The sequence below is a fragment of the Blautia pseudococcoides genome (genome assembly GCF_001689125.2).
Lineage (GTDB): Bacteria > Bacillota > Clostridia > Lachnospirales > Lachnospiraceae > Blautia > Blautia pseudococcoides.
This window is the reverse complement of sequence record NZ_CP015405.2, coordinates 3,616,541-3,629,843: the sequence shown is the minus strand read 5'-3', so window position 1 is coordinate 3,629,843 and position 13,303 is coordinate 3,616,541. Positions and strand designations below refer to the sequence as shown.

Here is a 13,303-nt window from a genome sequence, read left to right as displayed (position 1 = left end):
AGTGATATGGCTACACTAAAAGAAATCTCTGAGCTGACCGGTTATTCCATAGCTACGATTTCCAGAGTGCTGAATCATGATGCTTCCCTCAGTGTGACGGACAGCACCAGGGAAGAGATACTGAGGGTAGCCGGCAAGCTGGACTACGAAAGTAAGAGTGTCAGGAGCAGCCGCAGGAAAGCGGCCCAGCTCAGAATCGGGATTATTGAAATGATGGACTCCCGGATGAAGCTGGATGACCCTTATTATCTTTACCTGAAAAGCAGCCTGGATAAGTGTTGCTTTGAAGAAGGATTAGAGACAGTAACCCTTCAGTATGATGAGGAGGAGGGCTGCTATAAGAGCAACAGCCAGTCAGGACTGAACGGCGTGATAGCTGTGGGACAGTTTGATGAGGCACAGATCCATGCCATGGAACAGTGGTCGAATCAGATCGTATTCCTGGATTCCTCTCCCTATGAGGAGCGATTCAGTTCTGTGGTGCCAAATTTTCAGGTGGGGATTCACCAGGGCGTGGATTATCTGGCCGGGATGGGCCACAAAACCATTGCCTTTGTGGGCCCTGTAATGTCCCCGGATTCTTTGGGCAGTGATGCGCCGGAGAAGCGCAGAAAAATATTTCAGGAATACATGAAGTATTACAGGAAAGATTTAAAGGCGGATTTTGTTGATACAGACAGAGAGGCGTCCGCTGTACTGGAAAAGATGATTGCTTACCTGAAGGAGGAAAAGAACCCTGCCACGGCGTTTTTTACCTTCAATGAGGCTGCCGCCATTGGCGTGATGCAGGGAATCCAGCAGTTAGGATACCGGGTGCCTGAGGATTTCAGTATTTTAAGCTATAATGACACAGTGCTGGCAACACTGATGCAGCCACAGCTTTCAAGTATCAGTATTCATTTGGGGGAGATGGCTTTGGAAGCGGTAAGACTTTTAAGAAGAGAGCTGCTGGAAAGCAGGGTACCGCCTATGAAGATAGCGATACCTTCCAGTTTAAGTGAGAGGGAAAGTGTTAAGAGGCTTGAATGATGGACCCAGGCCTCTGTTTTTATGTGCTTTTCCATGAAAGTAAAAAAAGAGTTAAATAAAGTAAAAGGGGGAAAGGACAACTGAATAGGAAAGGTATGATCTGCGCCGGAAGGGAATTGCACAAGTAAAGAGTACAGAGTATAATAGACAATCATGCGGATACACCGCCCGGAGGCACAGAAATGGAAAATATTATATTGTCGTTTAATGTTATAGCGCCATTATTTTTTCTGATGGTAATAGGCTATTTGATTGCCAACTATACAAATCTTGCAGATAAAGACCTGCTGAAGAAAGCAAATACTCTTGTGTTCAAGGTGTTTCTGCCGTGTATGCTGTTTAAAAATATTTACCGGAGTAATATCAGAGAACAGATGCAGGGCGGGCTTTGTATTTTTGCGGCCGGAAGCCTGCTTCTTTTGTTTGCACTTCTGTGTCTCATTGTTCCCAGGGTGGTGAAAAAGGAAAATCAGCAGGGAGTGGTGATCCAGGGAATCTTCAGAAGTAATTATGTGATATTCGGAGTAGCAGTGGTGGAAAATATGTATGGCTCTGCCAATACAGCCACAGCGGCAATTTTAAGTGCGGTCCTGGTACCCATGTATAACTTCCTGGCAGTGACCGCCCTGTCTTTTTTCGGAGGGAAAAGGGAGCGGGATTTCAAGAAAGTTATCATCGGTATTCTGAAAAATCCGTTGATCCTTGCCTCCGTTCTGGGGATCATAGCCTCTCTGTCAGGAATCAAACTTCCCAAGGCGGCAGATACCACACTGAATGATCTGGCAAAACTGGCAACCCCTATTGCATTTCTCATCCTGGGAGGAGATTTTGATTTTTCCAAGATAAAAGGGAACCTGAAAACTGCGGGATGTGTGATTTTAGTTAAGATGGTAATACTTCCCCTTATCTTTATCCCCATTGTGGTGGCAATGGGGTACCGTAATTCTGATCTGCTGGCAGCACTTCTGGCATATCAGACACCGGTTGCGGTATCCAGCTATATCATGGCCCAGCAGGCAGGCGCGGATGAACAACTGGCAGGGCAGCTTGTGGTATTCAGCAGCATAGTCTCCATATTTACGCTGTTTGTTACGATCTTTATCCTCAGGCAGATGGGTCTTCTCAATTGATCTTATATAGGCGGATGTATGATCAGCACTTAAAGATATGCAAGGATCATGTTGGATTTTTACTATAACAGAGCGGGAATATATTATACAATATTTTCAAAGAACGAATAGAAAACAGAACAATAAGGAGAATGCATATGAACTGGGAACCCTGGACAGGCTGTTACAAATTAAGTGATGGCTGCACGAACTGCTATTTTTATGGGCTGCACGCCAAACATTACGGTCAAAACACCATCCAAAAAACAGATAAATTCGATTGGCCTGTGAGAAAGAATGCCAGGAATACAGGGCCTTTTTTAAAACGTGACGGTAAAGTGAAAAAAGTAAATCCGTTCAAGCAGACCGGTTTGGCAAAAGAGCTGGATATTCATATTGCAGATGGGAAACGATTGTTTTGATAGGCTGAGAAAATGTTAGGCAGCAGAGAGATAGGCAAAAAAAACACCGGATTCGAGAAACCCGGTGTTTTTAACCATTGCTGAAAGTCGAAGCGACGTGATTCGAACACGCGACCTCTGCGTCCCGAACGCAGCGCTCTACCAAACTGAGCCACGCTTCGTTATTTTATTTCGGCTGTGTCATTCAGCATTTGTTATTATATATAATGGTGGCAGAAATGTCAACATTTTTTTGCGTTTTTTTCAAAAACTTTTCCGTTTGGTTTTTATGCTTAGTTCTAAAAGTTTTTTTCGCTCATATACTTTACGGAATAATTGGTATTGGAGAAAGAAAATTTGGCTGGATATCGGCGATTTGTTGCGTATGTATATGAGTACCCAGATGGAAAGAAAGGAAATGGAAAGGGTTTTATCAAAGTAGAAGCCCGGGACGGCAAGTGCCGCATGAACTACCGGATCACAGGTATTTATGGGAGAGAGGAGGCCCCCTGTAAGATATACGGGTTTGTGAGAAAAGAGCAGGGCTGTGAAGGCATTTATCTGGGAGAATGCGACCTTGCCGGTGATACGGTGCAATTTCAGACTGAGGTGCCTGAACAGGGGCTGGGAGGCACGGCCTACGGTTTGAATGATCTGAGCGGTTTGATCATGCTGACAGGTGACGGAATGATGTATGGTACGGGATGGGATGACAAACCGGTGCGTCTGGAAGAAATACGCCTTCCGAAGATGCAGAAGGAGCCCTCCCGGAAAGCGGACAGAGCCTCTGAGAGGGCAGGCAGTGTGCGGAAAGAAAAGACCTCCGGGATGCATGAGGAGCAAGTGCCGGAAGGGGTAGCAGCATCACAGGCTCTTATGGAGGCAGAGGAAAACCTCAATGGATCGTCAGGGTATTCCGGGGAGGAACAAGATGAGTTACCCCCGGAAGAAGAGGGGTATCCATCAGACGGCAGCATGGGAGAACGGATTTACCCGCCCAATGCGAACATGGATGAACCGGTCAGTCCGCTGGACCAGCATATGGATGAGGCGGCTGCACCGCCGGAAGCAGGTATGGATGAGCGGGTTATACCCCCGAATACAGGCAGGGGCGGGCAGAGCATGTCACCGGATACGGGAATGGATAAGCAGATCGTGCCGCCGAACGCAGGAATGGATGAACGGATCGTGCCGCCGAACGCAGGAATGGATGAACGGATCGTGCCGCCGAACGCAGGAATGGATGAACGGATCGTGCCGCCGAACGCAGGAATGGATGAACGGATCGTGCCGCCGAATGCAGGAATGGATGAACGGATCCTACCGCCGAACGCAGGAATGGATGAACGGATCGTGCCGCCGAATGCAGGAATGGATGAACGGATCGTGCCGCCGAATGCAGGAATGGATGAACGGATCGTGCCGCCGAATGCAGGAATGGATGAACGGAGTGACACGTCGAACCCAGGAACGTATGAACAGGGGACACACGCAGGCACGGGTATGGATGGTCGGACTATACTGCCGAATACAGACATGGAAGAACCGGCTGCCCAGCCAAATGCAGGTATGTGGGAACGGGATACTCCACGGAATGCGGGTATGTGGGAACGGGATACTCCCGGGAATGCAGGCAGGTGGGGAAGCAATACATCACGGAATGCGGACTGGGAAGAACCGGCCTATCCGCCAAACGCAGACCGGGGAGGAAACAATACATCACGGAATGCGGACTGGGAAGAGCCGGCCTATCCGCCAAACGCAGACCGGGGAGGAAATAATAGATCACGGAATGCGGACTGGGAAGAGCCGGCCTATCCGCCAAATGCAGACCGGGGAGGAAATAATACATCACGGAATGCAGACTGGGAAGAACCGGAGTATCCGTCCAAGGCAGACCGGGGGAATCGCACCGGCACGCCGGGCAGGCGTATGAATAGGCCTTCACAGATGGGGGCGGACCCTTACATGCCGGCGCGTATAAACGAGAGAGGGGCTTTTATACCGTCTCATTATTCTGAGGATGAACAGCCTATGCCCAGGCAGGAGGAACAGACCGGACGGGAAGATGCGGCGGTATTTTCCCCTGAGACAGAAAACGCAGCGCGGTCCCCGGAACCGCCTACAGGTGGCAGGAATGCCATAGAGACAGAACGGAATATGGACACCACCATTCCGGATACGGATATGCCGCCTTACACGGAGGAAGAGCTGTATCGGGAAACTATCAATAATGAAATCTTCGGGGGAGACCAGTATCCAAACGGCGGAATGCGGATTGAGGCTGCTGACGATGAAGATGCAGCGGAAAAGACCACATGGAACCCTGAGGGGGAAAATGAAGGAGATGAGATCAATCTTCTGGAAGAGCTGGACCAGGATGAGGATGCCATCCGCAACATGAGAGAAATGGAAAAAGAAGTATCGAAAAAGAAGGTACAAAAACCGGAAGCGGGAGAGCTTCATGAACAGTCTGCACAGGCAGCCAGACAGCCTGCCGTATTTGCACCGTTTTCAGATGGGGAGATTGTGGATTGCAGGCAGATAACACCTGCGGAGCTGCGGATCCTGGCAAGAAGAGACAGAGGGCTTATGAACAATAATTTCCTGAGGCATGGATATTACCGCTATCATCATCTGCTCCTTGGAAGGAGAAGAGATGACGGCCGGTACATACTCGGTGTTCCGGGCGTTTACGACAGGCAGGAATGTCTCATGGCCGGCATGTTTGGGTTCCCCAACTTTAAAGCGGCCAAAACGCAGGGAAAAGCTTCCTCGCCGCGTTTTGGCTACTGGTACCGTTTAATCGACACCCCTGATATAAACCGCAGGAATCGTTCTTGACAGTATAAGACAGAAATAATCCAGATCCCTTTTAGAATAGCTGTTGAATCCAGGCCTTATGACTTCAGGGGAGTCCTTATAGGCCTGGAGGTAGTAAGCACTGCACCCGGCAAGCCATTTTCCGACAGAGCGGAAATCTTCCCGGGTATGCAGTTCCCTGACTACAGTGGTTCTGAATTCATAGGGGATCTTTCCGGACATAAGGAAATCCACGGACTCACAGATTGGCTTTAAATCCAGATTTTTACTGCCGGCAACCCTGGCATAAGATTCTTTGGATGATTTGATGTCCATGGCAACCATGTCCACCATTTTGTTGTTTATCAGTTTTTTCAGAATCCAGGGGTGGGAGCCGTTGGTATCCAGTTTGACCGGGTAGCCAAGCTCTTTTATTTTATCAATGAGGCAGAAAATATCCTTGTCCAGCGTGGGTTCGCCTCCTGTGATGCAGACACCCTCCAGAATCCCCTGACGTTTTTTCAGAACTTTAAGAACGTCCTCCATGGGAATCACCGGCTGTTCACCGGGTGAGAGGACAAGCCCGCTGTTGTGGCAGAAGGGACATCTGAAGTTGCAGCTTCCCAGAAAAATGGTGGCAGCTATTTTGCCGGGATAGTCAAGAAGCGTTGTTTTGTTAAAACCATTGATTGGCATAAAAATCCCCCTTTAGGCATCGTTTGGACAGGACAGTAAGTCCTTTGCTGATACTTTATATTTTACTATACACAGGGAGCTTTTACCAGGGAAAACTCATATTTATACTTGACCGGAAAGCTGCCGGGCTTTATAATGGACAAGTATGGAGACGTATCGAAGCGGCCATAACGAGCTTGACTCGAAATCAAGTTGCCGGGTAACCGGCACGTGGGTTCGAATCCCACCGTCTCCGCTGCCTGAAACCCGCATGACCAGCGGGTTTTTTCTTTACCCTGCAGGGGCTTGATGATCTCCTGTGATCATAAATAAAAGGCCGGCACCTTGGCAGGCACCGGCAAAAGAGGGGGAAAAGAAAAATCTATATAAAAATAAGTCAGTTGGTTTTATTAGGCGAAGCCCGGCAGCCACATATATCACTGTAATGCAGCTGCTGTCTTCTTCAACAACAATTAAAGTATAACTTGTAAATGTGAGGAATATGTGACAAGGATATAAAGCTTTTCTGAAACATTTTAAAAATAATGAAAAAGAGTCTGAAGAGGAAACAAAAGGCATTTTAGGACAGGAAAAAGCCGGTACTCTGCGAAGTACCGGCAAAAGAGGGAGGGAAAAGAAAAATCTATATAAATAAGTCAGTTGGCTTTTTTCTGAGGTTGGGCTGTTATGGCCGTCCTCCTTGCTGACAATTACAGTATATCCAAGAAATATGAGTAATTTATGACGGCACCATAAAGCTTTTCTGAAATTTTTGAAGAATTTATGAAAGAAATGGGAAAGACTTTGATACGGGAATGTTGTTGACTATTGCGTTACAAAAGCAGGGTGTAGTATAATTCAAAAGTAGCTGTGCACGGAACTGCTGCATTTAAAATCATACAGAAAGGCGGATCGTGAGATGGATATACAGGAGAAGTATATGAAGGAAGCCATTAAGCAGGCGAAAAAAGCTTACGCCCTGAGGGAGGTTCCCATCGGCTGTGTGATCGTATATGAGGGCAGAATAATAGCCAGAGGCTATAATCGAAGAAATACTGATAGAAACACTACCTCCCATGCGGAGATGAATGCCATACGGAAGGCCAGCAAAAATCTGGGGGACTGGAGGCTTGAGGGGTGTACCCTGTATGTTACACTGGAACCCTGCCAGATGTGTGCCGGCGCCATTGTACAGGCCAGAATTGATAAAGTGGTGATCGGCAGCATGAACCCAAAAGCCGGGTGTGCCGGATCGGTGTTAAACTTGTTGGAAATGGATGGGTTTAACCATAAGACAGAAGTAGAACGGGGTGTGCTGGAAGCAGAGTGCAGTGCTATGCTCAGCGGCTTCTTCCGGGAATTGAGGAAAGAAAAAGCAAAAGCAAAGGAGAAATGTCATGACAAAACAGGAATTTAGAGAACTGGTGCAGGCCAAAACATTGCTTTTAGACGGAGCCACAGGCTCCAATCTCATGAAAGAAGGAATGCCCAGAGGTGTCTGCTCAGAGCAGTGGGTATATGAAAATCCCCAGGTGCTGCAGAAACTGCAGAGAGAGTACCGCGAGGCAGGATCCCGGGTGGTCTATGCTCCCACATTTTCAGCAAACAGGATAAGCCTTGCCAATCACGGGCTGGAAGATAAGGTGGACGAACTGAACCGTGGACTTGTACGCATTTCCAGGGAGGCAGTGGGTGAGCAGTGTTATGTTGCAGGGGACCTGACTACGACCGGGAAGCAGGATGTGCCTTATGAAGAATTATTTGAGGCATACAAGGAACAGATAACTGTTCTGGCGGACGCAGGTGTGGATTTGCTGATCGCGGAGACTATGCTGGGGGTGGACGAAGTGATGGCGGTGTTGGATGCCGCTGCCGCGGTGTGTGAGTTGCCGGTTATGTGTACCCTGACCGTGGAATCTGACGGCAGTTTATTCTTTGGCGGAAATATTTATGAGGCAGTGGAGTCTTTGGAGCAGATGGGGGCAGATGCTGTGGGAATTAACTGTTCCACAGGCCCGGACCAGTTGGTTTCGGTTGTGAAAAATATAAGGGAAAGAGTTTGCATTCCTGTCATTGTAAAACCGAATGCAGGGATGCCTGTGATTGATGAAAAAGGAAATCCGGTTTATTCCATGGGCGCGGAAGAATTTGCAAGGCATATGAAAACCCTTGCAGAGGCCGGTGCGGATATTGTGGGCGGATGCTGCGGAACTACCCCTGAGTATATCAGGAAACTGGCGGAAGTTCTGAAATAAGTAAAAGTATTGAAATTAAGAAAAGCGTTTCCCTCATTTCTGAAGGAAACGCCTTTTTATGTAAACTAAAATGCCGACTAAAACGAAGACAAGAATCACGACACGGGCCACCTGGGTATAAGTGCCCAGGCACTCAGCCGCCTTCTGCCAGGAAGTTCCTGCAATGGCTCCCAGGGTGACAAGTACCAGGTTCCAGATAAAACTGCCGATTGTAGTCAGAGACAGAAAAGTACCAAGATTCATATGAGCCATACCTGCGGGAATGGAAATAAGGCTCCGCACAATGGGAATAAACCGGCAGAAGAGAACCGTGTAGTTTCCTTTGCTGTCAAACCATTCCATAGCGCTGCCCACATCCTCAGGCTTAAAATGAAGTATTTTTCCGACTCTGCCTTCCAGAAGAGACTCCAGTTTTTCCTGTGGGACCAAATGGCCGATCTGGTACAGAAGAATGGCGCCGAACACACTGCCCACAGTGGAGGAGAGCACAACACCGATAATATTCATCTTTGTATATGTTGTCATAAAACCACCGAAGGTCAGTATGACTTCTGAAGGAATAGGGGGGAACAGGTTCTCAACCAGGATCAGGAGAGCGATCCCCAGGTACCCGTAGGCATCCATTATGTGCATCATCCAATAACTCATCAAAAAAACCTCCGCTGTAATCGTCTCTTTCATCTTATGACGATACAGTGGAGGTTATTCTATTCTTTTTCACCGTGCGCCGCACCTCGAAACCCCTTCACGGACGTTACCTCTACAGTTAACTCGGCCCAGGCACCCTCACGGCACACAGAAGATTCTACTTAGTGCTGCTTCATTCCTGACCTGACACGATTCGTAGAGTTCTGTTGCGCAAGACCCAGACGTCAGCGCCACTTATAAAGGGCAGCTCCGCAAAGAAAGCCCCTCAGATTTGGCATCACCCCTGCTGTAGCGGATTGCAGGTACAGGGCACCGCTATCTCCCCGGCTGCACGGTATCTAAAAGTATATCGGTTTTTGAACGGTTTGTCAATGAAAAAGAAAGGAAAAAAATTTGGTACCGCACTTTACAAAAGCAGAGAAGTGTAGTATAATAAATATCGACCATAAATGTGTTAATGTAATTTGAATTCCTCAACGAAAGAAAACGGACAGGCCGCATACCTGTCCGTTTTCTTTTTATGCAATAAACTTCCTTCTTATGCATAAAATATAAAAGGAGGACAAGTATATGAGAAGAAAAAAGATTATATTATGGGTTCTGTGCGCCGTTGCAAGCCAGACCATGCCCTATACCGCCACCGGAAGATTTCCGAAAATGAGCGGGAGCAAAAAAATAGAGGCAGCAGTTCTGCAAAACGAACCGCAAAACGTAGAGGTGCTCCCGGACCAGCCGGAGTTCGTTGTCACAGAACAGCCTTTCCTATCTTTTGAAGATATGGAACCCGGGGAGGAGAGGAGCCAGGTATTCTCCATCTGGAATACAGGGGAGGAAGAGGAGGCATACTACTTTACCATGCAGGCAGCAGAGGGCATCACGTGGGAGCTGGCAAAGGCCGGTACTTTGTACAGCAGCGGACAGGCCCTGCAGACGCCCCTTAAACTTGCACAACTGCCGCCAAATGACCATGTGGTCTTCCAGCTCACAGTAAAAAACACAGAAAAAGACTTTGGCACTGCAGTTCCGGTATTTTCCAGTGATAAACCCTGAGGCGGCACATTTGCCAAAAAGAAAATTTTGAGTTGTGATAGAAAATAAAATAAGCTATAATGGATGCAGGTGAGTGATTCATGCACCCCAAATGCGAGGAGGCTCCCATCCGCCATTAGTGGGAGAGGAATTGGCAGAACAAACTGAGTTTACCTTTTAAACTCAGCATGTGTATTTTAGTAAACACTATATCATAAGATGGGATGTGAAATATTTATGAAGAGAATCGGTTTGTTAACAAGCGGCGGTGACTGTCAGGCACTCAATGCTACCATGCGCGGCGTTGTGAAAGGTTTAGCTTCCAATCTGGACGACCTGGAGGTCTACGGTTTTGATGATGGATATAAAGGATTGATATACGGGGATTACAGAATGCTCTCAGCCAAGGATTTCTCAGGAATCCTCACAAGAGGCGGTACGATCCTGGGTACCTCACGCCAGCCTTTTAAATTGATGCGTGTACCGGATGACAGAGGGCTTGATAAGGTTGAAGCTATGAAGCAGACTTATTACAAGCTGCGTCTGGACTGTCTGGTGATCCTGGGAGGCAATGGAACCCAGAAGACAGCCAACATGCTGAGAGAAGAGGGACTGAATATCATCCACCTTCCCAAGACCATAGACAATGACATCTGGGGAACCGATATGACATTTGGATTCCAGAGCGCAGTGAATATTGCCACAGAGGCAATCGACTGCATCCACACAACGGCAGCATCCCACAGCCGTATTTTTATTGTGGAGGTCATGGGACATAAAGTAGGATGGCTGACCCTGCACGCAGGTATTGCAGGCGGCGCTGACATTATCCTGATTCCTGAAATCCCATATGATATTGATAAAATAGCTGACGCAGTCAGGAAGAGGAACAGAGCCGGAAAAGGCTTTACGATCCTGGCAGTGGCGGAAGGCGCGGTTTCCAAAGAAGACGCAGCACTTCCCAAAAAAGAGCTGAAGAAAAAGATGGAAGAAAATGCAAAGAAATATCCGTCCGTTTCCTATAAACTGGAAGCAGAATTAAAGGAAAAGCTGGATCTGGATATCCGCATTACCATTCCGGGACATATGCAGAGAGGCGGAAGTCCATGCCCGTATGACCGGGTGCTCTCCACCCATATGGGTTCTGCAGCCGCAGGCCTGATCTTAAAAGATGAATACGGCTACATGGTGGGAATCGTCAACGGCAAGATAAAAAAAGTCCCGCTTCAGGAATGCGCCGGCAAACTGAAGATGGTATCTCCGGAGGACCAGCTGATCAAAGCTGCAAAGAGGATCGGTATAAGCTTCGGGGATTAACTGAAAAAGGAGAATTTTCATGAGCTATACTGCTCTGTATCGGAAGTTCCGCCCCCAGGATTTTGAAGATGTAAAGGGGCAGGAACACATTGTAACCACATTGAAGAACCAGATGAAGGCAGACAGGATCGGGCATGCCTATCTTTTCTGCGGCACCCGTGGTACAGGTAAGACTACCATTGCCAAAATACTGGCAAAGGCGGTAAACTGCGAACATCCGGTAGACGGAAGCCCCTGCAACCAATGCGAGACATGCCAGGCGATCAATGCAGGGACCTCCATGAATGTAATAGAGATCGACGCCGCGTCCAACAACGGCGTCGATAACATTCGTGAGATCCGTGAAGAAGTGGCCTACCGTCCTGCAAAAGGACGTTATAAAGTATATATCATAGATGAGGTTCATATGCTGTCCACAGGAGCGTTTAATGCACTGTTAAAGACACTGGAGGAACCTCCTTCTTATGTTATCTTCATTCTTGCCACCACGGAGGCCCACAAAATTCCGATCACCATTTTGTCCAGATGCCAGCGCTATGATTTCAAACGTATTACCGTGGACACCATAGCCGCAAGGCTTAAGGAGCTGATGGATAAGGAAGGCACAGACGTGGAGGAGAAGGCCATCCGCTATATAGCAAAGGCGGCGGACGGTTCCATGCGTGATGCGCTCTCCCTGCTGGACCAGTGTATTGCCTTTTATCTGGGTGAGACACTGACCTACGAAAAAGCCCTGGAGGTACTGGGGGCTGTGGACACCCAGGTGTTCAGCCGGCTGCTCCGTCTTGTAGTAAAACAGGACACTGCAGGGGCGATCAGGACACTGGAGGATCTGATCATCCAGGGAAGGGAACTGGGGCAGTTTGTGGCGGATTTTATCTGGTATCTGCGCAACCTGCTTTTGGTAAAGACTTCCGACGCGCCGGAGGAGGCTGTGGATGTGTCTGCGGAGAACATGGAGCTTTTGAAGGAAGAGGGCCGGATGCTGGATGCGGAGACATTGATGCGCTACATCCGTATTTTCTCTGAACTGTCCAACCAGATACGCTACGCATCCCAGAAGCGGGTGCTGGTGGAGATCGCGCTGATCAAGCTGTGCCAGCCGGTTATGGAGACCAACCTGGATTCTCTTTTTGACAGAATCCGGGTACTGGAGGAGAAGCTGGAGAACGGTGTTGTAATGACAGGGACAGCGCAGGCGGAGGGATATGCTTCCCAGACTGTAGATGCTGTCCGGAACACAAAACCGGAGGGTATGCCGGCGGAACCTGAGGCAAAGCCTGAGAAAGCAGCGCCGGAGGATTTGCAGTATATTAAGAAGAACTGGAATTCCATTGTGCGGGAGACGAGAGGGTTTCTGCAGCAGATGCTGCTCACCTCCACGCCAAAGTACAACGGCAATACAGGGGAGCCTGTCCTGTATGTGGAGTTTGGGAACTTCCAGGCAAAAATCTGCATGGACAATCCGGATACCATACCCATGCTCAAAGAGATCATCCGGAAAAAAACAGGAAAGAGTGTGGAGATCGAACTTTTGCTTGCAGGCGGGGAACATAAAGGACCCGCAGGGCTTGCTTCGATCTCCGTAGATGATTTGATCGAACAGAACATCCATATGGATGTTGTAGTAGAAGAAATGGAAGAGGAAGAATAGGAGGATTTGAACATGGCAAAAAAAGGAGGATTTCCGGGAATGGGAATGCCCGGTAATATGAATAATCTGATGAAGCAGGCGCAGAAAATGCAGCGTCAGGCAGAGGAGAACCAGAAGGCACTGGAGGAGAAAGAATTTACCGCAGCAGCAGGCGGCGGAGCCGTGGAAGTGACCATTTCGGGCAAGAAGGAGATCACAAAGGTAAAACTGGCTGAGGAAGTCGTTGACCCGGATGATATCGAGATGCTGGAAGACCTGATCATGGCAGCCACCAATGAAGCCCTCCGCAAGATGGAGGAGGAGTCCGCTGCCCTTATGTCTAAGCTCACAGGGGGTCTTGGGGGCCTTGGCGGTGGATTCCCGTTTTAAACGGCGGTATGCCAC

The 13,303-nt window shown here is 48.4% G+C and carries 12 protein-coding genes, 2 tRNA genes and 1 other RNA gene; 11 read left to right on the top strand and 4 right to left on the bottom strand.

What is annotated here, in order from left to right:
• Positions 1-6 precede the first annotated feature (6 nt).
• The 3 genes from A4V09_RS17180 (at position 7) to A4V09_RS27015 (ending at position 2,560) form a co-directional block, all read left to right on the top strand.
• Complete coding sequence (locus tag A4V09_RS17180) at positions 7-1,029, top strand: LacI family DNA-binding transcriptional regulator (protein ID WP_065543414.1); 1,023 nt, start codon at positions 7-9, stop codon at positions 1,027-1,029.
• 182 nt (positions 1,030-1,211) lie between these two features.
• A complete protein-coding gene (locus A4V09_RS17175; RefSeq protein WP_065543413.1) occupies positions 1,212-2,159 on the top strand; it encodes an AEC family transporter in 948 nt (315 codons plus the stop codon).
• Between the two features lie 131 nt (positions 2,160-2,290).
• Complete coding sequence (locus A4V09_RS27015) at positions 2,291-2,560, top strand: DUF5131 family protein (protein ID WP_157123518.1); 270 nt, start codon at positions 2,291-2,293, stop codon at positions 2,558-2,560.
• A gap of 87 nt (positions 2,561-2,647) precedes the next feature.
• Here A4V09_RS27015 and A4V09_RS17165 read toward each other — a convergent pair.
• Positions 2,648-2,721, bottom strand: a tRNA-Pro gene (locus A4V09_RS17165).
• Between the two features lie 175 nt (positions 2,722-2,896).
• Between A4V09_RS17165 and A4V09_RS17160 the strand changes: the two genes are divergently transcribed.
• On the top strand, positions 2,897-5,383 hold the full coding sequence (locus A4V09_RS17160; RefSeq protein WP_065543411.1) for a DUF6128 domain-containing protein: 2,487 nt from the start codon (positions 2,897-2,899) through the stop codon (positions 5,381-5,383).
• On the opposite strand, the gene A4V09_RS17155 is transcribed toward A4V09_RS17160, so the two are convergent.
• Positions 5,342-6,037 carry an anaerobic ribonucleoside-triphosphate reductase activating protein gene (locus A4V09_RS17155; RefSeq protein ID WP_065543410.1) on the bottom strand — a complete coding sequence of 232 codons (696 nt, stop codon included), beginning with the start codon at positions 6,035-6,037 and terminating at the stop codon, positions 5,342-5,344. The two genes, A4V09_RS17160 and A4V09_RS17155, sit on opposite strands and share 42 nt — an antisense overlap.
• A 147-nt stretch (positions 6,038-6,184) precedes the next feature.
• On the opposite strand from A4V09_RS17155, the gene A4V09_RS17150 reads away from it, so the two are divergent.
• From A4V09_RS17150 to A4V09_RS17140, 3 genes are all read left to right on the top strand, one after another.
• A tRNA-Ser gene (locus tag A4V09_RS17150) sits at positions 6,185-6,272 on the top strand.
• Between the two features lie 663 nt (positions 6,273-6,935).
• Entirely contained in the window at positions 6,936-7,433 is a 498-nt protein-coding gene (gene tadA, locus A4V09_RS17145) for a tRNA adenosine(34) deaminase TadA (RefSeq protein ID WP_065543409.1), read from the top strand.
• Positions 7,414-8,271 (top strand): homocysteine S-methyltransferase family protein, encoded by an 858-nt coding sequence (locus A4V09_RS17140; protein ID WP_065543408.1) that lies wholly within the window; start codon positions 7,414-7,416, stop codon positions 8,269-8,271. Before tadA ends, A4V09_RS17140 begins: the two co-directional genes overlap by 20 nt.
• Positions 8,272-8,304: 33 nt before the next feature.
• Here A4V09_RS17140 and A4V09_RS17135 read toward each other — a convergent pair whose 3' ends face one another.
• Both A4V09_RS17135 and ffs read right to left on the bottom strand, forming a co-directional pair.
• Entirely contained in the window at positions 8,305-8,919 is a 615-nt protein-coding gene (locus A4V09_RS17135) for a DedA family protein (protein ID WP_065543407.1), read from the bottom strand.
• Positions 8,920-8,991: 72 nt separating this feature from the next.
• Positions 8,992-9,254, bottom strand: an RNA gene (gene ffs, locus A4V09_RS17130) — signal recognition particle sRNA large type.
• Positions 9,255-9,489: 235 nt separating this feature from the next.
• Here ffs and A4V09_RS17125 point away from each other — a divergent pair.
• The 4 genes from A4V09_RS17125 (at position 9,490) to A4V09_RS17110 (ending at position 13,288) form a co-directional block, all read left to right on the top strand.
• Entirely contained in the window at positions 9,490-9,969 is a 480-nt protein-coding gene (locus A4V09_RS17125; RefSeq protein ID WP_065543406.1) for a hypothetical protein, read from the top strand.
• 216 nt (positions 9,970-10,185) lie between these two features.
• Positions 10,186-11,265 carry a 6-phosphofructokinase gene (locus A4V09_RS17120; protein WP_065543405.1) on the top strand — a complete coding sequence of 360 codons (1,080 nt, stop codon included), beginning with the start codon at positions 10,186-10,188 and terminating at the stop codon, positions 11,263-11,265.
• 19 nt (positions 11,266-11,284) lie between these two features.
• Complete coding sequence (gene dnaX, locus A4V09_RS17115) at positions 11,285-12,919, top strand: DNA polymerase III subunit gamma/tau (RefSeq protein ID WP_065543404.1); 1,635 nt, start codon at positions 11,285-11,287, stop codon at positions 12,917-12,919.
• Between the two features lie 12 nt (positions 12,920-12,931).
• On the top strand, positions 12,932-13,288 hold the full coding sequence (locus A4V09_RS17110; protein ID WP_065543403.1) for a YbaB/EbfC family nucleoid-associated protein: 357 nt from the start codon (positions 12,932-12,934) through the stop codon (positions 13,286-13,288).
• The last annotated feature ends 15 nt before the right edge of the window (positions 13,289-13,303 follow it).